At 68.0% G+C, this 25,114-nt stretch carries 24 protein-coding genes and 1 tRNA gene; 4 read left to right on the top strand and 21 right to left on the bottom strand.

The window, feature by feature from the left end; genetic code table 11:
• Positions 1-2: 2 nt before the first annotated feature.
• The 18 genes from LB310_RS12530 to LB310_RS12445 all read right to left on the bottom strand — a co-directional run bounded on the left by LB310_RS12530 (position 3) and on the right by LB310_RS12445 (position 19,927).
• Positions 3-1,367 carry a phenylacetate--CoA ligase family protein gene (locus tag LB310_RS12530; protein WP_301155122.1) on the bottom strand — a complete coding sequence of 455 codons (1,365 nt, stop codon included), beginning with the start codon at positions 1,365-1,367 and terminating at the stop codon, positions 3-5.
• Positions 1,368-1,372: 5 nt separating this feature from the next.
• Positions 1,373-1,834: an amino acid-binding protein gene (locus tag LB310_RS12525; RefSeq protein WP_096228528.1), complete on the bottom strand. Its 462-nt coding sequence runs from the start codon at positions 1,832-1,834 to the stop codon at positions 1,373-1,375.
• Positions 1,831-2,445 carry an indolepyruvate oxidoreductase subunit beta gene (locus LB310_RS12520; protein ID WP_096228527.1) on the bottom strand — a complete coding sequence of 205 codons (615 nt, stop codon included), beginning with the start codon at positions 2,443-2,445 and terminating at the stop codon, positions 1,831-1,833. Before LB310_RS12520 ends, LB310_RS12525 begins: the two co-directional genes overlap by 4 nt.
• A complete protein-coding gene (locus tag LB310_RS12515) occupies positions 2,438-4,183 on the bottom strand; it encodes a thiamine pyrophosphate-dependent enzyme (protein ID WP_096228526.1) in 1,746 nt (581 codons plus the stop codon). Before LB310_RS12515 ends, LB310_RS12520 begins: the two co-directional genes overlap by 8 nt.
• 366 nt (positions 4,184-4,549) lie before the next feature.
• Positions 4,550-4,993 carry an FHA domain-containing protein gene (locus LB310_RS12510; RefSeq protein WP_096228525.1) on the bottom strand — a complete coding sequence of 148 codons (444 nt, stop codon included), beginning with the start codon at positions 4,991-4,993 and terminating at the stop codon, positions 4,550-4,552.
• 28 nt (positions 4,994-5,021) lie between these two features.
• Complete coding sequence (locus LB310_RS12505) at positions 5,022-6,416, bottom strand: D-alanyl-D-alanine carboxypeptidase family protein (RefSeq protein ID WP_087189804.1); 1,395 nt, start codon at positions 6,414-6,416, stop codon at positions 5,022-5,024.
• On the bottom strand, positions 6,403-6,831 hold the full coding sequence (locus LB310_RS12500) for an amino acid-binding protein (protein WP_087189805.1): 429 nt from the start codon (positions 6,829-6,831) through the stop codon (positions 6,403-6,405). The genes LB310_RS12505 and LB310_RS12500 overlap by 14 nt, the downstream gene beginning before the upstream one ends.
• Before the next feature lie 3 nt (positions 6,832-6,834).
• Positions 6,835-8,139 carry a phenylacetate--CoA ligase family protein gene (locus LB310_RS12495; protein ID WP_087189806.1) on the bottom strand — a complete coding sequence of 435 codons (1,305 nt, stop codon included), beginning with the start codon at positions 8,137-8,139 and terminating at the stop codon, positions 6,835-6,837.
• 7 nt (positions 8,140-8,146) lie between these two features.
• Positions 8,147-10,153 carry a VanW family protein gene (locus LB310_RS12490; protein ID WP_278806829.1) on the bottom strand — a complete coding sequence of 669 codons (2,007 nt, stop codon included), beginning with the start codon at positions 10,151-10,153 and terminating at the stop codon, positions 8,147-8,149.
• A gap of 345 nt (positions 10,154-10,498) precedes the next feature.
• Positions 10,499-11,176, bottom strand: a complete 678-nt coding sequence (locus LB310_RS12485; RefSeq protein WP_087189807.1) for a CDP-alcohol phosphatidyltransferase family protein — start codon at positions 11,174-11,176, stop codon at positions 10,499-10,501.
• A 180-nt stretch (positions 11,177-11,356) separates the two neighbouring features.
• The gene (locus tag LB310_RS12480) at positions 11,357-11,725 is read right to left on the bottom strand and encodes a 4Fe-4S binding protein (RefSeq protein ID WP_087189808.1); all 369 of its coding nucleotides are present in this window, start codon (positions 11,723-11,725) and stop codon (positions 11,357-11,359) included.
• Between the two features lie 6 nt (positions 11,726-11,731).
• Positions 11,732-12,820, bottom strand: a complete 1,089-nt coding sequence (locus tag LB310_RS12475) for a nickel-dependent hydrogenase large subunit (protein ID WP_087189809.1) — start codon at positions 12,818-12,820, stop codon at positions 11,732-11,734.
• 1 nt (position 12,821) lies between these two features.
• Positions 12,822-13,451 (bottom strand): NADH-quinone oxidoreductase subunit C, encoded by a 630-nt coding sequence (locus LB310_RS12470; RefSeq protein ID WP_087189810.1) that lies wholly within the window; start codon positions 13,449-13,451, stop codon positions 12,822-12,824.
• Position 13,452: 1 nt separating this feature from the next.
• Positions 13,453-13,896, bottom strand: a complete 444-nt coding sequence (locus LB310_RS12465) for an NADH-quinone oxidoreductase subunit B family protein (protein WP_087189811.1) — start codon at positions 13,894-13,896, stop codon at positions 13,453-13,455.
• Between the two features lie 15 nt (positions 13,897-13,911).
• The gene (locus LB310_RS12460; RefSeq protein WP_157010541.1) at positions 13,912-14,781 is read right to left on the bottom strand and encodes a complex I subunit 1 family protein; all 870 of its coding nucleotides are present in this window, start codon (positions 14,779-14,781) and stop codon (positions 13,912-13,914) included.
• Positions 14,782-14,799: 18 nt separating this feature from the next.
• On the bottom strand, positions 14,800-16,719 hold the full coding sequence (locus LB310_RS12455) for an NADH-quinone oxidoreductase subunit L (RefSeq protein WP_096228519.1): 1,920 nt from the start codon (positions 16,717-16,719) through the stop codon (positions 14,800-14,802).
• A 365-nt stretch (positions 16,720-17,084) separates the two neighbouring features.
• Complete coding sequence (locus tag LB310_RS12450; RefSeq protein ID WP_087189812.1) at positions 17,085-18,167, bottom strand: NAD(P)-dependent alcohol dehydrogenase; 1,083 nt, start codon at positions 18,165-18,167, stop codon at positions 17,085-17,087.
• Between the two features lie 158 nt (positions 18,168-18,325).
• Positions 18,326-19,927 (bottom strand): MATE family efflux transporter, encoded by a 1,602-nt coding sequence (locus LB310_RS12445; protein ID WP_191411662.1) that lies wholly within the window; start codon positions 19,925-19,927, stop codon positions 18,326-18,328.
• A gap of 407 nt (positions 19,928-20,334) precedes the next feature.
• Between LB310_RS12445 and LB310_RS12440 the strand changes: the two genes are divergently transcribed.
• Together LB310_RS12440 and LB310_RS12435 are read left to right on the top strand one after the other, a co-directional pair.
• A complete protein-coding gene (locus LB310_RS12440) occupies positions 20,335-20,835 on the top strand; it encodes an RNA polymerase sigma factor (protein ID WP_087189813.1) in 501 nt (166 codons plus the stop codon).
• Positions 20,819-21,916: a DUF4179 domain-containing protein gene (locus LB310_RS12435; RefSeq protein WP_096228517.1), complete on the top strand. Its 1,098-nt coding sequence runs from the start codon at positions 20,819-20,821 to the stop codon at positions 21,914-21,916. The genes LB310_RS12440 and LB310_RS12435 overlap by 17 nt, the downstream gene beginning before the upstream one ends.
• A gap of 56 nt (positions 21,917-21,972) precedes the next feature.
• Here LB310_RS12435 and LB310_RS12430 read toward each other — a convergent pair whose 3' ends face one another.
• Together LB310_RS12430 and LB310_RS12425 are read right to left on the bottom strand one after the other, a co-directional pair.
• A complete protein-coding gene (locus tag LB310_RS12430) occupies positions 21,973-22,224 on the bottom strand; it encodes a GlsB/YeaQ/YmgE family stress response membrane protein (protein WP_015538797.1) in 252 nt (83 codons plus the stop codon).
• Between the two features lie 127 nt (positions 22,225-22,351).
• Positions 22,352-23,218 carry a LysR family transcriptional regulator gene (locus LB310_RS12425; RefSeq protein ID WP_087189815.1) on the bottom strand — a complete coding sequence of 289 codons (867 nt, stop codon included), beginning with the start codon at positions 23,216-23,218 and terminating at the stop codon, positions 22,352-22,354.
• A gap of 175 nt (positions 23,219-23,393) precedes the next feature.
• Here LB310_RS12425 and LB310_RS12420 point away from each other — a divergent pair, with 175 nt between their 5' ends.
• Positions 23,394-24,293, top strand: coding sequence for a DMT family transporter (locus LB310_RS12420; protein WP_278807063.1), 900 nt, complete (start codon positions 23,394-23,396; stop codon positions 24,291-24,293).
• 110 nt (positions 24,294-24,403) lie between these two features.
• On the opposite strand, the gene LB310_RS12415 is transcribed toward LB310_RS12420, so the two are convergent.
• Positions 24,404-24,480 (bottom strand) — tRNA-Pro (locus LB310_RS12415).
• 317 nt (positions 24,481-24,797) lie between these two features.
• On the opposite strand from LB310_RS12415, the gene LB310_RS12410 reads away from it, so the two are divergent.
• Positions 24,798-25,001 (top strand): cold-shock protein, encoded by a 204-nt coding sequence (locus LB310_RS12410; RefSeq protein WP_015538799.1) that lies wholly within the window; start codon positions 24,798-24,800, stop codon positions 24,999-25,001.
• The last annotated feature ends 113 nt before the right edge of the window (positions 25,002-25,114 follow it).

Below are 25,114 nucleotides of genomic sequence, written 5' to 3'. Positions count from 1 at the left end.
CTCTACTTCCTCAGGTCTTCCACGTGCTTGGCCTTGCCGGTGGTGCGCTCGATGCCGCCCGGCTCCACCAGCTTCACGCGCACGCCCACCAGGAGCACGCCCTTGAGCTTCTCCTCTATGGCGCGCCGCAGGCCCTCCATCTCCTCGAACGAGTCCGAGAAAGCCTCGGGCTTCAGCTCCACGTGCACCGTCATCCTGTCGAGGCCGTTCGCCGTCTCCACGACGATGCGGTAGTGCGGCGTGACGCCCCGGATGCCGGAGAGCACGTCCTCCACCTGGCTCGGGAACACGTTCGTGCCGCGGATGATGAGCATATCGTCGCAGCGGGCGCGCACCTTCTGCATGCGCGCGCTCGTGCGGCCGCAGGCGCAAGGCTCGCATACCACGCGCGTCAGGTCGTGCGTGCGGTAGCGCAGCACGGGGATGGCCTGCTTGTCGAGCGGCGTGAGCACGAGCTCGCCCATCTCGCCCTCGCCCACCGGCTCGCCGGTCTCGGGATCCACGACCTCCCACAGGAAATGGTCCTCGGCGATATGCTGCATGTCGCGTGCCGCCAGGCACTCGCCCGACACGCCCGGGCCCATGACCTCGGTCAGGCCGTAGTTGTCGGTACATACGATGTGCATGCGCTCCTCGATCTCGGCCTTGAGGCCCGGCGGGCACGGTTCGCCTCCGAACAGGCCCACGCGCAGCGTGGACGCCTTCCAGTCGAATCCCAGCCGCTCCCCCACCTCGCACATATGCAGGGCGTAGGAGGGCGTGGCAATGAGCACCGTGGTGCCGTAGTCCCCTATCATGGCGATGTGCCGCTCGGTGTTGCCCGAGCCGGCGGGGATCATCATGCAGCCGAGCTTCTGGCAGCCGTAGTGCAGGCCGAAACCTCCGGTGAACATGCCGTAGCCGAACGCCATCTGCACGCGGTCGCCGGGCACGACGCCCGCCATCTGCGCCAGGCGCGCGATGCAGTCGCTCCACACGTCCATGTCGTGCGCGTTGTAGCCCACGACGATGGGCTTGCCGGTCGTGCCGGAAGAGGCGTGCAGCTCCACTACCTCGTCGAGCGGCACGGCGAACAGACCGTAGGGAAACGTGTCGCGCAGCACGGACTTGTCCGTGAACGGCAGCTTGCGCACGTCGTCGAGCGAGCGGATGTCCCCCGGCGCCACGCCGAGGGCGTCCATGCGCTCGCGGTACCACGCCACGCGGTCGTAGGTCCAAGCCACCTGGGCCTTCAGCTTCTCCAGCTGGAGCGCGCGCACCTCCTCGCGCGGCGCGCACTCCCTGGCGCGGTCGTAGACGGGCAGGCCGGCGAAGTCGCCGGCGCGGGCCGCCGCAAGAGCGGCTCCTTTCGCGGTCAGGTCTGCCACGGCGCTCACCGCCCCTCGGTGCACGCCGTGGCGCTGGGGCCGTCGGAGCCGAGCGCCCGCGCCAGGTCGTCCTGACCGATGAGCTCCACCGGCTCGCCCGCCAGCAGCTGCTCCGCGCGCGCAAGGTCCTTCACGGACAGCGCGATATAGGTGGATATGAGCGAGTAGCTGTACGTGACGTTGATGCCGCAGTCGGCCATGACGCCCATGACCCGTGCGAGCTCGCCCGGCTCGTCGTTCAGGCGCGCGCACAGCACATCGGTCGTCGTGGCGGCGGCACCCATGTCCACGAGCACGTCCAGCGCGCGCAGGGGGTCGTCCACGATGAAGCGCACGATGCCGTAGTCTCCCGTGTCGGAGGCGCTGTAGCCGCGCACGCTCACGTGCGCGTCCTCGAACGCGTCGAGCACACGGCGCAGATGCCCCGGCTGGCTTTCCAGGAACACGCTGATCTGCTGAACGCTCATGCTTCCCGCACCCCCTCCGCGCCGTCGGCTGGCAGGGCGAACGCGCGACCGGCGCGGAATGCCGCCAAGTTCGCCTCCACGGTCTTGGGCGGCACGCGGTCGGCCAAGACGCGCTCCCATGCCCCGACGGCAAACGGCAGCCGCGTGGACAGCGCGCCCAGCAGCACGACGTTCACCGACTTGGCGCTGCCCGCCTCGCGGGCCAGCTCCCCTGCGGGGATGAGCGTGGCTCCCCTGTCGGCGAGCGTCTCGCGGGCCCGGGCGGGCATGGAGGCGCGCCCCGTGGCCACGGGCAGCGGCTTTATGGCCTCGTCGGCCACCAGCAGGTAGCCGTCCTCGGCCAAAAACGACAGGTTGCGCAGCGCCTCGGTCGTCTCGAACGACACGACGCAGTCGGCCGTTCCGGGGTCGCACACCATGGAGGACACCTCGTCGCCGAAGCGCACCACGGTGGTCACGGCGCCGCCGCGCTGGGCCATGCCGTGGATCTCCGACACCTTCACCGAGGTGCCGGCCTCGAGTGCCGCATGGGCCAGAAGGTCGGCTGCAAGTATGGTGCCCTGGCCGCCCACGCCGCAGAGCAGCACGGTGGTCGCGTTCTCGTTACTCATGGGAGCCCCCTTCCGGCTGCTCGATAGCGTTGAAGGCGCAGTACTGGGCGCACTGGCCGCACCCGATGCACAGGCCCGGATCGATGCTGGCGCAGCCCGTTCCGGCATCCTTGGCGATGGCCGGGCAGCCGAGCGTCGGGCACACGCCGCACGCCGTGCAGGCCCCCGTGACCAGGAAGGCCGGCTTGCGCGTGCGGTCGAGCAGCACGCAGGGCGCGCGGAACACGAGCACGGACAGCTCGTCGGTGCCCGTGGCGTCCTTGAGCGCCGCGCGCACGGCACGCGCATCGTGCGGGTCGACGGTGCGCACGTCCTCCACGCCCAGCGCGCGCACGACGCCCTCCAGGTCCAGCTCGCGGCTCGGGCGCTTCTGCAGCGTCTCGCCGTTGAAGGGGTTGCCTTGGCGGCCCGTCATGGCCGTCGTGCGGTTGTCGAGCACGCACACCGTGCCCCCGCCGCGGTTGTACACGGTGGAGATGAGCGACGACAGGCCCGAATGCGCGAACGTGGAGTCCCCGATGACGGCCACCACCGGGCGATGCTCCGTCCCCGCCAGCGCCAGCTCGAAGCCGTGCGCCATCGACACCGACGCGCCCATGTCCACGCACGTGTCCATGGCGGACAGCGGCGGCAGCGCGCCCAGCGTGTAGCAGCCGATGTCGCCGGTGACGATGGCCTTGAGGCGCGTGAGCTCCTTGAACACCAGGCGGTGCGGGCAGCCGGGGCAGAGCGCCGGCGGGCGGCCGGGAAGGCCCTCGGGCGTCGGGGCGTGCGGGGGCTCCGCGAGCCCGAAGGCGGCGCGGACGAGCCCGGGCGTGAGCTCGCCGTCGGCCGGCAGCGGATGCGCGAACGGGGCTGCCTCGATACCCAGCGCGCGCACGCTTTCGGTCAGGTACTCGGACGCCTCCTCCACCACGTAGAGCGCCTCAACGCTCGCGGCGAAGGCGCGCAGCGCCTCGGCGGGCAGCGGCCAGGTGCAGCCCAGCTTGAAAACCGACGCGTCCGGCAGCGCCTCGACCACATGCTGGTACACGGCGCCCGCGCACACGACGCCCACGGCGTCGCCGCGGCGCACGACCTCGTTGTAGGGGCACGTCTCGGCCCACGCGCGCAGCGCCTCGACGCGCGCCAGCTGGTCGCGGCGGCGCGGTTTGGCGAAGGCGGGCATCATGACCCACTTCGCCGCGTCCTTCTCGTAGGGCTTGAGCGCTGCCTGGGCGCGCGGACCGGGCTCCACCGGCGTCTTCGTGTGCGACACGCGCACCGTGGAGCGGATGAACACCGGCACGTCGAAGCGCTCGGACAGCTCGTAGGCCTCGCGCGTGAAGCGCAGCGCCTCGGCGGAGTCGGCGGGATCGAGCATGGGGATGTGCGCCGCGCGGGCGTAGTGGTGCGAGTCCTGCTCGTTCTGCGACGAGTACATGCCGGGGTCGTCGGCGGCCAGAACCACCAGGCCGCCCCCCACGCCCGTGTAGGCGGCGGTGAACAGCGGGTCGGCCGCCACGTTCACGCCCACGTGCTTCATGGTGGACAGCACGCGCGCGCCCGCGGCGGAGGCTCCCACCCCCACCTCGACGGCCACCTTCTCGTTCACGCACCACTCGGCGTACACGCCGTCCTTCTTGGCGAACGCCTCGAGCGTCTCGGTCGAGGGCGTGCCGGGATAGGCGACGCCGATGTGCGCGCCGGCCTCCCATGCCCCCTGGGCGATGGCTTCGTTTCCTGACATCAATTCCATAAGCGACCTTCCCCCGCTTGAGATTACCATGGCGAATTATACGGCAACGAATGCCGAGCGGCCCGCTCAACCGTCGTAGGCGGAGGAAATCCGCGGAAGGGGGCGCATCGGCGGGCGCCGCACGAGAGTGGCACGTCCGCAGGAGCTTCCGGGAACAGCGGCGAGGGCCCCTCGACTCGTTCGCTTCGAGGAAACGCTACCTCCGGGACGAAATCGGAGCCTATGGCACGTTTCCCACGCCTCCGCACGGACAACATCGGGAAAGCACCAGGTCGCGGAAGTCACGGCAGCGCGCAATGCGCGGAGATCGTGCCACAGCCTCCGATCTCGTACATTAGCCATTTAGTCATGATTACGGACGCTCCCCTATTCCTCCTGGTACAGCAGGCAGAACGCGCCTATCTGGATCACGTCGCCATTGCACAGCTTGCGCGGGGCGTCCACGCTGTCGTTGTTCACCCACACGCCGTTGAAGGAATTCGTGTCATGGATGGCGTAGCCGCCCTCGCACGGCTCGATGAGCGCGTGCTCGCGCGACACGGTCATGTCGTTCAGGAACACGTCGCGCTGGGGACTGCGACCGATGGTCTGCGGCGCGTCGCCCAGCTGGATGACCACGCCGGTCTGCGGGCCGCGCACGACGCGCAGGGCTGCCGCCGCGGCGGGCTTGGCCTCGGGCGAGAACGACTCGTCGGGCAGCGCCACGGGGGCGAAGCGCTGCGTGGAGCCGAGCAGCTTGAAGCCGCAATGCGGGCACGCAGCGTCGTCGGGCGCCAGCTCGTTGTTGCATACGGGGCATCTCTCGGTCATGTGCGGCTCCTTCTATCGGGCGCGCCGCCTAGCCGGCGACGGCGGTCTTGTCTACGACGAGCGGCGTCTCGTTCAGCGTGACGGCCGAGGCGGTCTGGGGCTGACCGGACAGGCCCCTGAACAGGCGGTCCCACCAGATGCCGATGCCCTGGAACACGTCGGGCGCCGCCACGTCCTCGCAGGCCACGAGGTCGAGCGTGGCGATGGTGGCGTTGCGCTGCTTGAACGTGATCGTACCCACCTTGTCGCCGGCCTTCACGTCGCCCTTGACCTCGTCGAACTCGAGCGACTGGCTCACGTTGCCGTTCAGGTCGAATATGCGCACCGACGCCTCGGGGTCGGAGAGCGTGGCCTTCACGGTCTTGTCGATCCATTCCGTGTGCGGCACCTCGGCCACCACGGGCACTTCGGACGTCTGGCCACCCGCCGTCATGGAGGTCGTCTGGGCACTGTTGGCCAGCGGATAGTCCATCTCGTGCCCGTAGACCCACTCGAACAGCGTCTCGGCGTCGTTGAAGCGCTGCGCCTCGGACGTCGAGTGGATGACGATGGCGTAGAGCTCCAGCTCGCCGTTGCTCGCCGCGCCGGCGAACGAGGGGCCTGCGAGCGCCGTGAAGCCGGTCTTGATGCCGATGGCCTTGTCGTAGTAGTCCATGAGCTCGTCGGTGGACTCCAGCTCGATGGTGGCCCTCGTGCCGTCCGCGCGATCCACCACGATGCCCGTGTCGCCGCCGCCGACGATGGTGCGGAACGTCTCGTTCCTCATGGCGTACCGGGCCATCTTCGCCACGTCGGCGGCGCAGCTGTGCTGGTCGCCGGCGAACTCGCCGTCGTCCAAGCCGTGCGGGTTCTCGAACACGGTGTCGGTGCAGCCGAGTTCCGCCGCCTTCGCGTTCATGGAGGCCACGAACGCGTCCTCGCTGCCGCCGATCGTCTCGGCGATGGCCACGGCGGCGTCGTTGCCCGACGGCACGAGCAGCGCCTTGAGCGCCACCTCGAGCGGCATGGCGTCGCCCTCCTGCAACCCTGCCGACGATTCGCCCACCGCGGCGGCGGCCGCCGAGACGGTAACGGTCGAATCGAGCGACACGGCGCCAGAAGCCACGGCATCCAGCGCCACGATGGCCGTCATGACCTTCGTGATGGAGGCGATCTGCGTGGGGCTGGTGGCGTTGCGCTCGAAGTAGACGGTGCCGTCCGCGTCCATGACCAGCGCGTACTCCGCGTCGATGTTCGGGCACTGCGCCACCGACAGGTCGCGCGCCTCCACCGTCTGGCCGTAGACGACGTCGGCCTTGCGCACATCGGCGAGCGCCGGTGCGGGCGCGGCAACGCCCCAGGCAAGCGTGAAGGCGAGCGCGCAAGCCACCAGGCCCGCGCGCCGTGCCTTCACGGTCTGCTTTATCGTGTTAGTCCAGGTCATAGATGTCTTCGGGTCGTACCGGCTCGAAACCGGCAGCTTTCAGCTTCTCCTCGATCCCACTATCGCCGTCCACCTTGAGCACGTCAATGGCAACGTTCTCGTTCACGGAAAAACAATAGCCGTACTCTATGTTGGCTTCCTGCTCGTCCATGAAGGAAAGCAGCTTGGCCAGGCCGCCCGGCACGTTGGGCACGCGCACGCCCAGCACGGGGGTCACGGCCGCACGGTAGCCGGCGGCCTTGAGCGCGCCGGCCGCCGCCTCGGGCGTGTCGCACAGCAGGCGCACGACGCCGAAGTCGGCCGTGTCGGCCAGGTTCAGCGCATGCAGGTTGATGCCCGCGTCGGCGAGGGTCTGGCAGGCGGCGGCCAGGCGCCCCTTCTCGTTCTCCAGGAACACGGTCAGCTGGTCGATCATGGCTTACTTCCCTTCCCTCTGGTCGATGACGCGCTTCGCTTTGCCCTCGCTGCGGGCAATGGTCTTCGGCTCGACGATCTTGACCTCCACCGACACCTGCAGGTTGCTCTTCAGCTCTGCTCCCAGGCGACGCTTCAGGTCCTCGATCTTGCGCACCTCGTCGATCGGGAAGTCGGGCACCGTCTCCACCTGCAGCTCCACGTGATCGAGCGGGCCGCGCGTGGTGAGGATGATCTGATAGTGCGTGGCGATCTCCGGGAAGCCGGTGATGACCTGCTCGATCTGCGAGGGGAACACGTTCACGCCGCGGATGATGAGCATGTCGTCGGTGCGGCCGCGCAGCTGGTCGATCTTGCGGTGCGTGCGCCCGCATGCGCACGGCTCGGAGATGATGCGCGTGACGTCGCGCGTGCGGTAGCGCACGAGCGGGCAGCACTCGCGGGTGAGCGTGGTGATGACGAGCTCGCCCCACTCGCCGTCGGGCACGGGCTTGAGCGTCTCGGGGTTCAGGATCTCGCAGTAGAAGTGGTCCTCGGCCACGTGCAGGCCGGCGCGTTCCGCGCACTCCATGGCCACGCCCGGGCCCATGATCTCGGACAAGCCGTACACGTCGCAGTACTGGATGCCCAGCTTGGAGGCTATCTCCTCGCGCATGTTGTCCGACGCCGGCTCGGCGCCGAAGATGCCGCCCGAGATCTTGAACTCGGTGGCCGGGTCGTAGCCCATCTCGATGGCGGTGTCCGCGATGAGGAGGGCGTAGGACGGCGTGCAGGCCAGGATGTCCGTGCCGCAGTCCTTCATCATCTGCACCTGCCGGCGCGTGTTGCCCGACGACGTGGGGATGACCGAGCAGCCCATGGCCTCGCCGCCGGCGTGCGCGCCCAGGCCGCCCGTGAACAGGCCGTAGCCGTAGGACACCTGGATGGTGGAGTTCTCGTCGCCGCCTACCATGGCGATGCCGCGGGCGAAGCAGTCGCCCCAGTTCTTGAGGTCCGACGCCGTGTGGCCCACCACCGTGGCCTGGCCCGTGGTGCCGGAGGACGCGTGGATGCGCGCTACGTCCTTCTGCGGCACGGCGAACAGCCCGAACGGGTAGGCGTCTCGCATGTCCTGCTTCACGACGAACGGGAGGCGCTCCAAGTCCTCGAGGGTCTGGAGGTCGTCGGGGGCGACGCCCGCCTCGTTGAAGGACTGCTGGTAGAACGCCACGTTGTCGTAGGCGTGGCGGACGCTTTGCTTCATGCGCTCGAGCTGGAGCTCGCGCAGCTGCTCGCGCGGCATGGTTTCGATGTCTGGCTGGTAGTACACGGGTCGGTCACCTTTCCTCGTTCTGCTTCTTCGCGGCGTCGTCCCCGGCGGCCGCGCCGTCCGTCTTCTCCTGGGTCTCGGGGCCCGCGACCACGACCTCGGTGATGGGATCGTACGTCGAGTAGAACGGGTCCTCGTGCAGGATGCTTCCGTCGGAGGAAGTCACCGTGCGGATCACCGTGATCTTCCTGCCATCGGTGCCCGCGGTCTTGACGTAGCTCGTGCCCGGCGCCATGGAGTCGTCGCGCTCGGTCTTGGTCTTGTGCTTCTCCCCCTCGGTCCACTCCCCCACGTCGGTGCTCACGTGGTAGCCCGGATCGACTCCGTACAGTGTAACGGTTACGGACGTGTCGGTGTAGCTGGTGCGCATCAAAACATCGGAAGCGCCGTCGTTCTTCCACACGAGGTCGAGCTCGTCCCAGCTGACCGCCGCGTCGCGGCCGGCGGGGTAGCTGGCGATGTAGAGCGAGTGGTTGTGGCGCGTGGGCACGGGGTAGCCGGCGTCGTACACCGCGTTGAACACGGTGGTGGCCACCTGGCAGATGCCGCCGCCCACGGCGTCGTCGTACTCCCCGTCGATGATGGCGCCTGCGCCCAGGAAGCCGCGCTCGGCGTTGCATTCGCCCGACGTGCCGTTGAACGACCAGGTGCCGCCTGCCGGGGCCACGGAGTTGTTCAGCAGGTCGGATACGAGGCGGATGTTGTGGTTGCGGTTCTCGGTGCCCGCGCCGCTCGTGAACTCGGTCGTGTACGAGGATATCTCGGCCACGAGCCCGAGCGAGACGGCCTCGTCGAACGTGGACGTCTCGGGGGCGGTGCCGCTGCCCACCGCCACCTCGACGGGCTGCCCGGGGCCGGGCCGGTGCGCGCTCGCGGAGCCGCCGTCGCTCCCCGCGCCGTCGGCGGCCCCGAACAGCGCCGCGTCGAGCGCCCGCGCCGTCTCGGCCGCGAGCGGCACCTCGCCCGCGCCGTCCGTGCGCACGCGCACCTCGTCGTCTGCGCGCTCGAACGTCACGTGCACGGGGTCGCCCGTGCGCGTCTGCTGCACGTGGGCGAGGATGGCGGGCTTCGCCTTCGCCTCGTCCAGCGACGGTGCGAGAACCCAGCCGCCGTCGTGCTCAACAGGCGTGGCGACCACCCATTCTCCCAGGTCGGCAGCTGTCGCCTCCCAAGAGGTGCCCGCCCAGGTGAAGCGCGCGCCGTCGGCGATGGCGGCGTTAACGGCATCGCAGGCCGCCTGGGCCTCGTTGCGGTCGATGCGCAGGGGCGCGTATTCCGCGCGCGCCACGAAGGAGCCCCTGCCGTCCGGGCTCGTAAGGTAGGCCCGGTCGAGCTCGCGGGCGAACGCCGCGCGGTCGACCATGGAGCCGTCGTGTCCCTCCGTGACGCGCGCCTGCCCCGCGTCCACGGCCAAACCGAAGTCCACGCGCGGGCTGCCGATGGTCGCGTCTATGTCGGCGGCCAGCTCCTCCAGCGCGCCCGCATCGTAGTCGGCCCGCACCTCGACGGTCCATCCGTCGAAGAGCGCCGCGAGGCGCGCGCCCAGCCCGCCCTCCTCGCGCCCCACCGCGAGCGCCTCCTCCACCAGCTGCTCGGCGGGCAGCACGGCTCCGAGCGCGGTTGCGTCGGCCGTCCACAGCTGCTTGGCCGCCCGCGCCTCCTCCACGGAGCGCTGTTCGGCCAGGGCCTCGTCCTCGGCCTGGGCCGCCGCGTCGGCGACCCGCGCTGCGGCGTCGTCGCTCGCGAAGACGGTGGCGGAGCCCGCCGCGAGGCGCGCGGCGTAGGCCTGCTCCACCAGCGCGCGCATCTCCTCGGCATCCTTGCCGGACACGTCCACCTCCCCGATGCTCACGCCGGCGTAGGCCTTTCCCCAGTTCAGCCCAAAGTCAACCGCGCCGCCTGCCACGAGCGCCGCTGCCAGCACCGTCACGGCCAGCGCCACGCGGCTGCGACGCACCAGCGAGCCGAGGGAGCGCGCGGCCCAGCTTGCCCCGCGCCCGGCGAGCGCGAGCACGGACAACAGCGCCCGCCCCGTGAATCCGAGCGCGCGGCGGACGGGGCCTCCTGCAGGCGGCTTGCTCGGGGCGCCCTTCGTCCAGAGCGAGGGGGCGTTGTAAGAGGGGGAAGCCTGCCCGCGCGCAGGGGATGCGCCGCCCTTGCGGGTCGCCGCGGCATGGGATGCGCGGGCAGAGGGCCTTCCCGCCTTGGGCGATGCGGGCGAAGAAGCGCGCCCGGCTCTGGCGGCAGGGCCCTTTGCGGCGCGGGACGCGGGACGCCGGCCCGGCCGCGAGGCCGGCTGCGGATCCGTGCGCTGGCGCCTCGGCGCGCCGCCCGTGCCCGGCGTCCTTCCCATCATCGGCTACCGTCGCTCCGGCTGGGCGGATGCGGCTTCGCGCTTGGCGGCGCGCACCTTCGCGAGCGCGGAAAGGGCGTAGTAGACCGTGGTGAGGAGCGCGAGCACGAGCCCCGCGTACACGAACCAGATGCCCCACGAGTACGGGCCCGCCGCGAGGCCCGGCAGCCAGGCGGCGTCCACCACGCCGAGGCCGTTTAGCAGCGGCCAGTTCAGCAGCAGGCCGGCGAAGCCCACGAACAGGAGCGTGGTGGCCACCTTGCCCGCGTAGACCACCGCCACGCGAACGCGGTAGCGCTTGAGCAGCACCGCGCCGCCCACGAGCAGGGCCAGGTCGCGTATCAGCACCACGAGGATGATCCACAACGGCAGCCGTCCCACCAGGAACAGGCCGGCCACGCCCGCTATCATGAGGATGCGGTCGACGGCCGGGTCCAGAAGCTGCCCGAGCCTCGACACGGCGTGCGTGCGCCGGGCGATCTGCCCGTCGACCCAATCCGTGCCCGCGGCCAGCGCGAACAGGAACGTGGCCATAAGGTCGTAGCCGTTGAACAGCAGCACGAGGAATATGGGCACGAGGCACAGCCGGATGAGCGATATTATGTTCGGCACGGTGAAGATGCGGTCGCTCGCCTCTTCCCTGCCCTTCCGACCTCCGGTCTCACGCGCTTCTTTGCCTGCCATCGTCCTCTTCTTCCGCCGCCTGCCAATGGGCCGTCCGCCCTGCGCGGTGCCGCCGGCCAAGAGGTCGAGCAGCCTCCCCACGCAAAGACCGGGCTCGAAGCCCGGTCCCTTGCCTATCGGCGTTTATTCTAGCAGTTTTGCACGCGCCCGCCGGCGCGCCCACGCATCCTTCGCAGTTTTTTAAGACTGCCCCGCAGCCGCCTTCGCGTGCTCGGGCACCTCGAACACGTCGGAGCGCTTCTCGGTGGCGGGAGGCGTGTAGGTGGGCTCCATGGCCAGGCACTGCTTCGGGCACTCGCGCACGCACGTGCCGCATTGCACGCAGCGGAAGCGGTTGATGGACCACGTGCGGGCCGGCTTGTCCACCGTGATGGCGTCGCAGGGGCAGCGCTTCATGCAGATGCCGCACAGGATGCACGCGTCCACGTTGTTGGTCACGTGGCCCTTGAGGCCCGGCGGAGGCGTCTTCTGCTCGGCAGGGTACTGGATGGTCTCCGGCTTGCCGAACAGCGACTTCAGCGTCATCTTTCCCAGTTTGAACGATCCCATTCCCGCCTACCTTTCCGTGCAGCTGATGCAGGGGTCGATGGTCAGCACGATCATGTTGACGTCGGCCAGGTCGCATCCGGCCAGCGCCGTGGCCATGCCGGCCAGGTTCTGCGACGTGGGCGTGCGCATGCGCATGCGCTCCAGGTACTTCGACCCGTTGCCGCGCGCGTAGTAGTAGCACTCGCCGCGCGGCTGCTCCACCAGGTTGGCCGCCTCGGCCCCCGGCGCGGGCGAGCCCTTCACGTCCACCGCGATGTCGCCGGCGGGGATCTTCGCGATCATCTCCTCGATGATGTCGATGGACTGCAGCACCTCCAGCGCGCGCACCTTCACGCGGGCGTAGCAGTCGCCCTGGGTGTCGAGCACGGGCTGGAAGTCGGCGAGCTTGCCGTAGCCGCCGTTGCCCAGGCAGCGCACGTCGTTGTTCACGTTGGACGCGCGGGCGAAGGGGCCCACCATGCTCAGGGAGAACGCGTCTTCCGGGCTGATGTAGCCGATGCCCACGGTGCGGTTCTTGACCGAGGTGTCCTTGAGGAACGCGTTGCACAGCTGGCGGTAGTCGTCCTTTATGCCGTCCAGCACGCGCTTCATCTCGGCGAGCATGCCCTCGTCGATGTCGCGCACGACGCCGCCCACCTTCACCACCGAGAAGATGACGCGCCCGCCGGTGGTCTTCTCGAAGATGTCGAGCACCCGCTCGCGCAGGCGCCAGCAGTGCATGAACAGGCTCTCGTAGCCGAACGCGTCGGCGGCCAGGCCCATCCACAGCACGTGGGAGTGGACGCGGGACAGCTCGTGCCAGATGACGCGCAGGTACTCGGCGCGCTCGGGGATCTCCACGCCCATGAGCTTCTCCACCGTCTCGGCGTAGCCCATGGAGTGGCCGAAGGCGCAGATGCCGCAGATGCGCTCGGCCACGTAGATGAACTGGTTGTAGTCGCGCGTCTCGACGAGCTTCTCGAGCCCGCGGTGGATGAAGCCGATCTGCGGCACCGCCTCGATGACGGTCTCGTCCTCCACCACCAGGTCGAGGTGCAGGGGCTCGGGCAGCACTGGGTGCTGCGGGCCGAACGGGATGACAGTCGCCTTCCCCATGCTACTCACCTTCCTTCCCGGCCTCGGCGGCCGCCTTCTTGGCCTTCGCGGCGATGGCCGCGCGCACGCGGGCGACCTTCTCGGGGTCCATGCCGGCCAGCTTCGTCTCCAGATCGTCGTCCTCGGGCGGCGCGATGTAGCCGCGCTCGCCGGGGGCGGGGGCGGCGTCGGGGTGCGTCTCCACGTAGGCGGCGTTCGCCGCGGCCGCCTTGGCGGCCTTCTCCTTCGCAGCCTTGGCGGCGGCCACCTTCTTGGCCTTCTCGCGCGCGGCCTTCTGCTCCGGCGATATGATGGTCATGGGCTCTTTCTGCGCCAGCGCGTAGAAGTTGCCGCCGAAGTCGATGGCGATGCCCTGCACGTCCACGCCGAACAGGTCGTGCGTCTCGTTCTCGAACACGAACGCCTCGAGGAACCGGTCGGTGATGCTGGGCACCGTCGTGCCCTTCTGGACGCCCTTGATCTCGTGGTTCTCCAGCAGGTTGTCCTTCATGAACGAGTAGACCAGGTCGATGCCGTCCTCGGTGTTCACGGCGAGCAGCTGCACGAACCGCCAGCCGCCGTCCTTCTTGGCGGCCGCCAGTGCCGGCAGCTCCTCGACGGTCAGCGGGACGAACGTCGTCTCAAGCGCCATGTCACGCTCCCTTCTTCTGAGCCTGCAGGGCCTTCGATTTCTCTTCCAGTATGCCAAGGCCCTGCACGACCGCGTCGATGATGGCCTCGGGGCGCACGGCGCAGCCGGGCGCGTACACGTCAACGGGTATGGCCTGGTCCACGCCGCCTATCACGTTGTAGCAGTCGTGGAAGATGCCGGCCGAGCACGCGCAGATGCCGCACGCGATGACGACCTTGGGCTCGACCATCTGGTTGTAGATCTCCTGCACCACCTTGATGTTGCGCTCGTTCACGCTGCCGGTGACCAGGAAGATGTCGGCGTGCTTGGGGTTGCCCGTGTTGATGATGCCGAAGCGCTCCACGTCGTAGCCGGGGCACAGCGCCGCCAGCACCTCGATGTCGCAGCCGTTGCAGCTCGAGCCGTCGTAGTGGATGACCCACGGTGATTTCGTTGCGAACGTCATTGGTTCCGCGCCTCCTTACAGGTACGCCAGGACGGCGATGTTGACGAAGCCCGCCACGAACGCCACGGCCCAGGCCGACGAGAGCATGGCCTGCCATTTCACGCGGGCGAAGTTGTTGTCGATCCAGATCTCCAGGAAGTACACGAGCGCGACCACGGCGATGGCCAGCACGATGGAGAGCGGGTTGCCCCACACGAAGAACAGGCCGACCCAACCCAGGAACAGCACGTTCTCGCACCAGTGCATGATCTCCACCTTCGCGAGCGTCTTGCCGCTCATCTCGGTGGTGATGCCCTTGACGAGCTCCTGGTGGGCGTGGTGGGAGTACGAAAGGTCGAACGGCGACTTGCGCAGCTTGATGGTGAGCACGAACAGCAGGCCCAGGAACACGAGCCAGATGCTCGTGACCACGGGCGCGTCGAGGGCGAAGACGCCCGCCGAGTCGAACGTGCCGGCAGCCATGTAGAACGCCACGGCCATGAACAGCACCATGGGTTCGTAGGACATGACCTGCAGCGTCTCGCGGTTCGCGCCGAGCTCCGCGTAGGGGCTGCGCGTGGAGTACGCGGCGATGATGAAGAACAGGCCCGCGAGCGTGATGACGAACACGCTCATGAGCAGGTTGCCGCCCGAGTAGAAGATGCCTCCAGCCAGCAGCGTGAACACGAGCGCGCACGTGATGTAGGTTCCCTCGCTGGAGTTGACGGAGACGTTGTCCTTCTCGATGAGCTTGCGCACATCGTAGTACGGCTGCAGCAGCGGCGGGCCCACGCGGCCCTGCATGCGCGCCGTGATCTTGCGGTCGAGGCCGGCCAGGAGGCAGCCCAGCACCGGTGCCGCGATGGCGAAGGCGAGGGTGCCGATGAGAGCGAAGAGCAGGGACATTTCAGATCACACCCTTTCCTAGAACAGGCCCGGCAGCGTGACAGCCGAGAAACCGAACGCGACGATGATGACGAGGGCGCAGGCCACCGTTCCCACGGGGTTGATGCGCTTCTCCCCGAAGATGCCGTCCAGGTACATGTTGCGGGACGTGGCGGCCGACTCGCCCGACAGCGAGTTGCGGTAGACGCGCGCCTCGTTGTCGGCGCTCACGCCAGCGAGGTACACCTCGGCCTTCTTGGCCTTGCCGCGCCCGAGTCCCGCGAACAGCACGATGGCGATAAGCGCTGCGGCGATGGAGGCGATCCACAGGTTCGTGGAGGCGATGTCCTGGCCGAGCACGCCGAACACGCTGTACACGTAGGGCTCGACGACAAGCTGCGAGATGATGGGCAGGCACACGCAGCCCACGACCACGAGCACGGCCATGATGACGATGGCGGTCCACTCGCTCTTGTGCACGGTCACCTCCACGTTCTCGGGCCGGCCGGCGATGCCGGAGAGCTTGCCCAGCCACTTGGCCCAGAACATGAACGTGGCGGCCGAGCCGAAGGCCAGGAGCAGGATGAGGGCGACCTGGCCCGTGTCCACGAACGAAACGAGCGTGGCCCACTTCGCCACCAGCATGCCGAACGGTGCGATGAACATGCACATGATACCCAGCATCATGAAGCGTGCAAGCCGCGGCATGCGATCGAACAGAAGGTCCATATCCTCGATATCGCGGCTGCCGATGTGGTGCTCGGCCGTGCCGACGCACAGGAACAGCAGCGACTTCGCGATGGCATGGAACAGGATGAGGAACGCGGCGGCCCAGACGGCCTCCGGGGTTCCGACGCCCGCGCAGGCCGTGATGAGGCCGAGGTTCGCGATCGTGGAGTACGCGAGCACGCGCTTGGCGTTGCTCTGCGAGATGGCCATGAACGAGCACAGCGCGAACGTGATGCCGCCCACGAGCACGACCATCACCGACGGCACGGGGCACACCAGGAACACGGGCGCCAGCTTCACCAGCAGGAACACGCCGGCCTTGACCATGGTGGACGAGTGGAGCAGCGCCGAGGTGGGCGTGGGCGCCACCATGGCGCCGAGCAGCCACGTGTGGAACGGCATCTGCGCGGCCTTCGTGAGGCCCGCGAACGCCAGCGCGCACACCGGCAGCACCACGAGCGCCGGGTTCTGGACGCCGATCTGCAGGAACTCGAGGAACGACAGCGTGCCCAGCTGGATGGCGCTCAGGTAGAGCGCCGCCAGGAAGCCGAGGCCGCCCAGCAGGTTCATGATGATCTGGCGGAAGGCGTTCTTGATGGCCTCCTCGGTGCGCGTGTAGGCGATGAGGAGGAACGAGCAGACCGTCGTGACCTCCCAGCCCGTGAACATCCACACCATGTTGTTCGAGAACACGATCAGGAACATGGCGGACAGGAACACGAACATGAGCGCGAAGAACACGGGGCGGCGGTCCTTGGCCCCCTCCGGCTCGTGGGCCTGGAAGTCCTCCATGTAGCCGAGCGCGTACACGCAGATGCCGGAGCCGATGACGCCGATGATGAACGCCATGAGCAGCGACAGCGAGTCGAGGTACAGCGCCTCGGTCACGTCGATGGAGTGGGCGAAGCCGAACTCGAACACGAGCGAGCCCACCACCTGGATCACGGCGAGCACGCAGGCGAGCACGTTCTTGTAGCGGATGCCGTAATACAGGATAGCAGCCGCCACGAGCACGCTCACCGCCGTGCTGGCGTAGTCGATGAGGGGCGATTCGAAGTCGAACGTTACCCAGGGAGCCCCCAGGTAGGTGGCCACCAACCAGATGGAGGCCAGGCCGATGACGAGCGCCGAGGCGCCCACAATCGCGCTTCTCGCCCGGTTGTTGCGCACGACCAAAAGCACGGCGGCAACGACCAGCGGGAAAAGGATTAAGAACCCGAGCAGAGCCACGTCGTATCCCTTCACTTGTGTCGGTTGATGGAAAGCTTGCAGAATGCGGCAGGGAAACCTGAACCCCCGTGCAAGCGATGACCGAACTTTAGCAAACCTGGGCATCCCCGGCCCCAGCGCTTCCCCATCGGAGCGTATTATCCGGCGAAAGGAGAGCGCCACGGTTGTATTATGGATGCATTGGGTATTCGTATCGCCGGGCAGTGGCAGGTTTGCCGTCGCGAGCGGTTTTTAACGGCGGTAACGGCTTTTCAACAGGCCGTATACCGCAGGGCGGCGCAATGCGCGCGCCCGCCCTCCCCGGCACGCAGAAACGCCCCGCATGGCATGCGGGGCGCGCTTTCGGGCATGCTTTCGGCCGGACCCTACCTCATCTTGACGACCGATTTGATGGTCTTGCCGGTTCGGGAATCCTCGAACGCCTGGTTGATGTTCTCGAAGTCATAGAACTCCACCAGCTTGTCGAAGGGGAAGCGGCCCTGGCGGTAGTACTCTACCAGCTCGGGGATGAACAGCTGGGGCACGGTGTCGCCCTCTATGACGCCCGTCACCGTTTTCCCCTCGGCCATGACCTCGCCGAACATATCGACGGTCATCTCGGGCGTGATGCCCACGATGGCCACCGTGCCCAGCGGGCGCAGCGCCGCCAGGCTCTGGTGGACGACCGCGGGGACGCCGGTCGTCTCGACCGCGAAATGGGTACCCGACGAGCCTGTCGCCTTCCTGACCTCCTCCACCACGTCCACCTCGCTGCCGTTGAGCGCGTAGTCGGCGCCCAGCTCGCGCGCCAGCTCGAGGCGCCTCTCGTGCACGTCGACCGCGATGACGGTCCTGCATCCCGCGATCTTCGCCGCCATGACGGCGCTAAGCCCCACCGCGCCGCAACCGTACACGGCGATCGTGGAGCCGAACGAGGGCTTGAGGCGGACGAGCACCGTCCCGCTGCCCGTCTGGATGCCGCAACCCAGAGGGCCGAGCAGCTCCAGCTCCACGTTGTCGGGGACCTTCACCACGTTGCGCTCGTCGGCGACGGCGTAGGTGGCGAACGAGGACTGCCCGAAGAACGTGGCCACCGGCCTCCCGTCCTGCTCCAGGCGCTCGATGCCCTCGGAGCCGAAATTCAGGTCGTTCATCTTCTCGCACGTGGGGGGATGGGCGGACAGGCAGTTCTCGCAATGGCCGCACGAGGAGTACGAGAGCACCACGTGGTCTCCCGGCCCGACCGTCTTCACGTTCGCGCCCGCCCGCTCGACGATGCCGGCCCCCTCGTGCCCGAGGACGATCGGATAGGGCACGATGCCGTTGTCCCGGGCGACGGCATCCGTATGGCAGACGCCCGTCGCCACCACCCTCACCAGAACCTCGTTGGAGCGGGGTTCTGCCAGCTCGACTTCCCCGATCTCGAATTCCTCGCCCATGCCGTGGGTAACGGCGGCCTCGATCTTCATGGTGCGCTCCTCCTTCGTGCTCCTCGGTAGCCTTGCGCACCATGCTAGGCTCCGCGTCGAGCGCAGACGCGGCCGCACCGCCAACCGGCGGTATCGCCCATCCCTGCGGACGCGCGCGGCGGCGGGCGGCAAGGGAGCTGCGGCGGGCGGAGGCTCCCTTAGGAGGCTACGGGCGCTTCAAGGGCCTCGCGCGCCTCCAGCTTGCGCAGGCGGCGCCACTCCGCCGCCAGGAAGGCCACCACGAGCAGCGTGGACGTGATGTCCGAGATCGAGGGCGCGAAGAACAGGCTCTGCAGCGGCGTCCAGGGAAGCACGAGCGGCAGTACGTGGGGGCTCGCCAAGAGCAGCGGGATGAAGAACAGTATCTGGCGCGTGAGCGTGAGCAGCGTCGCCTTGAGCGCCTGCCCGGTGGCGTCGAAGTAGTTCGACCCGATGAGCGCCACGGGAAGGATGGGTATGAACACGAGGTAGGCGATGAGCGCCCACGCCGTGGCGTCCAGGTAGGCCTCCGGCAGGCTGAACAGGTGCGCGTACATATCGGGCAGGAAGAGCACGGTGAGCCACAGGGGCGTGGTGATGGCGATGCCCAGGAGGATGCCCTGCCCCAGCGTGCGCTTCATGCGCCCGAACTTCCGCGCGCCGTAGTTGTAGCCGATGATGGGCTGCGCGCCCATGGCGATGCCCATGGACGGCATGATGGTGAACATGCCCACGGCCGAGAGCACGCGCATGACCGCGAGCGCGCCGTCCGAGCCGAGGGGGTCGGAGGCGCCGTAGGACAGCAGCAGGTTGTTCATGATCATGTTCGACACCGCGAAGCCCAGCTCCATGACCGAGGGGGCCACGCCGAGCGCGCAGATGCGCAGCGCCACGCGCCACTTGATGCCGAGGGCCTCGCGGCGCAGCGGCATGGGCGAGCCCTTCTTCAGGAAGAACTGCATGACGAAGGCGGCCGAGAGCGCCCACGAGCATACGGTGGCGAGCCCCGCGCCCGTCATGCCGCCGTCGAGCACGATGATGAACAGGTAGCCGAGCACGATGTTCGCGCCCGTGCCCACGAGCATGGAGCCGAGCGCGCGGTTGGGGTGGCCCGCCGTGCGGATGAAGTTGTTCATGCCGAACGCCACGAACTGCAAGGGACAGCCCGCGATGATGACCGTCATGAAGGCGCGCGCGTGCGGCAGCACCGCGTCGTCGGCGCCCGAGGCGCGCAGGATGGGGTCGAGCGCCGCGAGGCCGACGATCCAGGCGACGACGCCCGCGCCCACGAGCAGCACGAAGCTGTTGCCCAGCACGCGCTCGGCCACGCGCTTCTTCCGCTCGCCCAGCTTGATGGCCGCGAGCGCGTTGCCGCCCACGCCCACGAGCATGGCCACGGCCACCATGAACGTCATGGCGGGGTTCGCCACCGTCGTGGCCGCCAGGCCGTTCTCCCCCACCGCGGCGCCCACGTACACGGCGTCGATGACGTTGTAGAGCGTCTGCACGAGCACGCCGAACACGGCCGGGATGGAGAATTCCAGCAGCAGCTTGAGCGTGCTGGCGGTGCCCATGCGGTCGATCTTCGCGTCGCCGGCGCGCTGCTGGTCCGTGCGCGCGACGGGCACGGCCACCTCGAGGTCGCCGGTGTCGAGCACCGGGCGGCGCTCGAACGGCTCCTGGGCGGCTATTTGGGCCGACAGCGACGTATCCTCGGCTTCGCCGCCGACGCGGGAGGCGCCCTCTCCCCCGCCTCGCGGCGTTCCCTTCTTCTCCTCCATCGTGCTACCCCGTTGCATGAACGCAGGCGACCTCGAGCCCTGCCCGCCTCGCGGACGGTGCGGTTTTCTCGATCGCGGAATTTCCCGGGTTGTCCCGGCAGACTGGACAGGCGGCGGAGCTTCCCTCTCGGGGCTCGACGCCGCGCCGGCTCGGGTCATCCCGAACAGAGGCCAGTATACGGGAGCCCGGAAGCGGCGGCAAGCCCGCCCGTGCGGGCAAATGCGGGCGCTTGCGAGGCCCTGCTTGCCAGCCGGCCGGTTGACGGGAACGCGACGGGCGCTCCCCCGGTTTTTCCGAAAATTCGCGCTATGCTGTCAGGAAAGCCGTCCCTGGATCGTATTGAAGGTGAAGCGACGTTGCTCGAACATCCCCGGCGGCAGCCGGGCAAGAGAGGGAAAAGCCACGGATGGGGACAAGAAGAGCAAGCGAGGTGGAGGCCGAGCGGCTGGTCGAGGCCTACGCGGACCTCATACTGCGGCTGAGCTACACCTACCTGAAGTCCACGCACGACGCGGAGGACGTCTGCCAGACGGTGCTGCTCAAGCTCATGGGGGCCCGCACGAGGTTCGAGGGACCCGAGCACGAGAAGGCCTGGGTCGTCCGCACGACGGCGAACGCCTGCAAGGACGCGCTGCGCAGCGGGTTCAGGAGGCACACGGTTGGGCTGGAGGCGGCGCCCGATGCCGCAGTCCCCGACGAGCCCGACAGCGGGGTCGTGGACGCCGTCATGGCGCTGCCGGCGAAGTACCGCGAGGCCATCTACCTCCATTATTACGAAGGGTACTCGATCCGGGAGATCTCGGAGCTCACCGGACGGAGCGAGTCGGCCGTCAGCGCCCATCTGAGCCGCGGCCGCGGCAAGCTCCGCACTATGTTGGAAGGAGCCTATTGTGGACAGGGAGTATAACGAGGCCATGGACGACCTGAGATTCTCGCCCGCCGCGAAGGAGCGCATGGCGGCGCGCCTGGCTGCGGCGCAGGAGCAGGCGCGGGCGGTGCGCCCGCAACCGGATGTGCACGCAGCGCGCGGCGGCAAGCGGCGCTGGCGCTTCGCGGCGGCAGCGGCGGCCACGGTGGTTCTGGCAGTAGGCCTGGCAGGGGGTGCGTACGCCTCCGGCGCGCTCATGGGCGTGGGCAACGTCATGGACGACCTGTTCGGCGGCCCACCCGCCCAGACCGAGGTCGTGGGCAAGATAGGGCGCCCCCTCGGCGCGAGCGCCACGTCGAACGGCGTCACCGTCACGGCCGAGGCCATCATCGGCGACCGGGCGAACTACACCATCGTGTTCAGCATCGCCAAGGACGACGGCACGCCGTTCGAGGGCGTCGAGGCCCTGGACAACGGTGCGCTGCCCCTCGGGTTCGGAGAGGCGGCCGGAGTCCACGTCGACGGGGTGACGACAAGCGGCGGAAGCAGCCACTTCTACGATGCCGACCCTTCCGACAACGTCATCCAGTACGTGGAGCAGATGTCCGTCACCTCGACCGGCGGCAGCATCATCGGGCATACGGCGCGCGCGAGCTTCCAGAACCTGTACCGGTACGGCGACGGCGGGCGCGAGGCCGTCGCCGAAGGCACCTGGGACATGAAGTTCGTCGTGGACTACGAGGACACCTCCGTCGACCTGCCGGCCGGGCAGCCGTTCGAGCTGAACGGCATGGGCGCCACGCTGGACAGCGCCAGCATCTCGCCGATCGCGCTCACGCTCGAGTACACGGCCGACGGCGCCATGGACTGGCTCGAGCAAGGATCCGGGCGCCTGTCCGAGCACAACGGCAGCGAGGTCGACCGCTTCCTCAACCCGTCCATCACGGTGAACATGAAGGACGGGACGGTTCTCGAAATCGATGCCTCGAAGCACAGCGGGGGAACCCGCGAGAACGGCAGCACGACCGCCTGCCATAAGAACATAGTGTTCGAAGAGTTCTTGAACACCGACGACGTGGCCTCCGTCACCATCGGCGGCACGGAGATAGCGCTGCCGTAGCCACTAAGCCGGAGGAGGCGCCGCAAGCCAAAGCAGCGGGGCCTCCTCCGGTTCGCCTAGGCGCTCTTCTTGGTGACGAAGTTGATGATGGCCAGCAGCACCACCGACCCGAGCAACGCCACCACGAACGACCATAGGTTGAACCCGGTGAAGCCCTCGGCCCCGAAGAAGCTCATGATGAACCCGCCGATGAGCGCGCCCACGATGCCCACGATGATGTTCTTCACCAAGCTGCCCTGCTCCTTCATGATCATGCCCGCGACCCAGCCGGCCAGGCCGCCGATGATGATCCACACGATAATGCTCATAGTTATGCTCCTTTCATGTGACCGACACCGTCCAGTGTAGGAGTTCGCGGGCCGGGCAGCCGATACTGGAAGCATCCCGTGCGCACGGCGTTTCCACGCTGTTTCGCGAAGATCCGCCCGCCGGCCGTCAGCGGCAGTCCAGGTACTCCAGGAAGCGTTGCGTGGCGAGCGAGGCCGCCTCGCGGCTGCGCAGGGCAAGTCCTATGGTGCGGTAGGCGGGCTCCTCCAACGGCCGCGCCGCGATGCGGTACGGCGCGCGCCGCAGGATGAGCCCAGGCAGGATGCTCACGCCCAGCCCGCATTCCACCATGGCCATGATGGCGTAGTCGTCCCAGGTGGTGAACCGCGTGCGCGGTGACAGGCCGTCGCGCTCGAACACCTCGGACACCACGGTGTTGTCGCCCTTCTCCAGCAGCAGGAACGGCTCCTCGCACAGCTCCGCCGCCGGCACGCGCTCCTGCTCGGCCAACGGGTGCCCCTCGGGGAGCACGGCCAGCAGCTCGTCGCGCTCGATGAACGCCGTCTCCAGGCCGCGGTGCGCAGGCAGGCGCAGGAAGCCGCAGTCCACGCGCCCCTCGAGCACCCACTCCTCGATCTCGCTGTAATCTCCCAGCAAAAGCTCGTAGTCGATGTTCGGGTAGTCCTCTTGGAACGCGCGGATGACGTTCGGCAGCCAATGGGTGGCCACGCTGGAGAACGTGCCGATGCGGATGAGGCCCGCCTGCAGCCCGTTCAGCTCGTCGACCTGGGCCTGCAGGCGCGCATGCTCCTCGCACACGCGTCGGATGCAGGGCAGGAGGCGCGTGCCCTCGGACGTGAGGCGCACGCCGGCCCGCCCGCGCTCGAGCAAGGCGACTTTCCACTCCCGCTCCAGGTCGGCCACCATGCGGCTCACGCCCGACTGGGAATACGACAGCGACTCGGCCGCCTTGGTGAAGCTTCCCAGCTCAACCGTCCTCACGAACGCCTGGTACTTCTGGATGCTCGCGTCCACCGCCGTCCTCTCTTTCCGCCTCCGTGGGCCATCGTTTCCCTTTTGCATGCGATTTTATCATACTTATTATGATAAACATTCGCTTTTGTGCTGTTTGATTCTGTGACACACTGTCGTCCGGCAGTTTCTCGCACCTTATGCGGGTAGGCGGCGTATCAAGGAAAGAAGGACGAAGGTGGCACGGGATTACGGGAAGTACGTAGGGGCGCTGCTCCTGTTCGGCAGCAACGGCATCGTGGCGAGCGGCATCGCCTTGCCCAGCTCCTCGGTCGTGCTGCTGCGCACGTTGCTGGGAAGCCTGCTGCTGGTCGTGCTGCTGCTTGCCGCGAAGCGCCGCGTCACGTTCCACCGGCACCTCGGCGACTTGGGCTGCCTTGCCGCATCCGGCGCCGCGCTGGGCGCCAGCTGGCTCTTCCTGTTCGAGGCGTACCGCCATCTGGGCGTGGGCACCGCCTCGCTCGTGTACTACTGCGGCCCCATCGTCGTGGCCGCCCTGTCGCCGTGGCTTTTCGGCGAGCGGCTGACCCGTGCGAAGCTCGCCGGGTTCGGCCTCGTGCTGGTCGGCGTGCTGCTGGTGAACGGCCGCGCGCTCGGCGAGGGCGCATCGGGATGGGGGCTGTTCTGCGGCGGGATGTCGGCCGTCATGTACGCAGCGATGGTCGTGTTCGCGAAGAAGGTGCGCCACGTGGAGGGGCTGGAGAGCTCTGCCGTGCAGCTCGTGTCCAGCTTCGCGGCCGTTGCGCTGTTCGTCGGCGCAACCGGGGGGACCTCGCTGCAGATAGGCCCGGCCGACTGGGCGCCCCTCCTGGTGCTGGGCCTGGTGAACACCGGATTCGGCTGCTTCGTGTACTTCTCCGCCATGGGCAAGCTGCCGGCGCAGACAGTGTCGGTGTGCGGCTACCTGGAGCCGCTCGCGGCCGTCGTGCTGTCCGCGTTGCTCTTGGGCGAGGCCTTCTCCCCTGCTCAGGCGATAGGCGTGGTGCTCGTCATAGGCGGCGCCGTGTACGCCGAGTGCGGCGCGAGGCTGCACCTGCCCCACGTCCGTCGCGCTCGCGGCGCGGAAGCGGCGCTGTAGGGCCAGGCGTTTCGGCTTCGCCCCAAGCGCCTGGCGTGAAGCCCGCGCACGCTGCGCCGCGAAACCCCCGCAAGCACGAAAAAGCCGCCCGAAGGCGGCTTTCGAGTTTCTGGTCGGGTTGACAGGATTTGAACCTGCGACCCCTTGACCCCCAGTCAAGTGCGCTACCAAACTGCGCCACAACCCGTTATGCGTCTTGGGGTTTGCATCGTTTCCCCGTCAGACAGCTTGAACATATTACCGTTACTCGCCGGGTATTTCAAGATGGAATTTATCATCTTCCCCGAATCTTTTTCAATTGCAGGTGATCTTGGGTGCAACGCCCGCCGACGGGCCGATCGTGTGGATAGCGTGTGCAAGGGACTTTCCGACCAACCCCGACCGAAAAGCCCGCGGATGCGCGTACACTGGTTGACGCGGCACGTTGCCGCACGTTGTTGGCAGCGGTTCGGTTTCGGCCGCGCTGCCCGTTAAGTGCCCTGCGGGGCAGAAAGCTAGGTTTGCATGTCTACTGGTACAGTCAAATGGTTCAACGCCGACAAGGGCTACGGTTTCATCTCTCAGGACGGCGGCGATGACCTGTTCGTCCACTTCAGCGAGATCCAGACCGACGGGTTCAAGACCCTCGAGGAGAACGCCCACGTCGAGTTCACCGTCGCGGTCGGCAACAACGGCAAGAGCCAGGCTACGATGGTGCACACCATCTAGTTCGCCGAACTTCCGAACTGCCCGGGGCCGCCTACCGGCCCCGATTCGAGAAAGCCCCTCCGCCCTTTCGGGCCGAGGGGCTTTCTTGCTTTTACAGGAAGGACCAGCTGAAA

Origin of the sequence: Gordonibacter sp. RACS_AR49, from assembly GCF_030418435.1 — a bacterium.
In the GTDB taxonomy this organism is placed as follows: domain Bacteria; phylum Actinomycetota; class Coriobacteriia; order Coriobacteriales; family Eggerthellaceae; genus Gordonibacter; species Gordonibacter urolithinfaciens.
The sequence above is the reverse complement of the archived record's forward strand: the minus strand, read 5'-3'. Positions and strand labels throughout refer to the sequence as shown.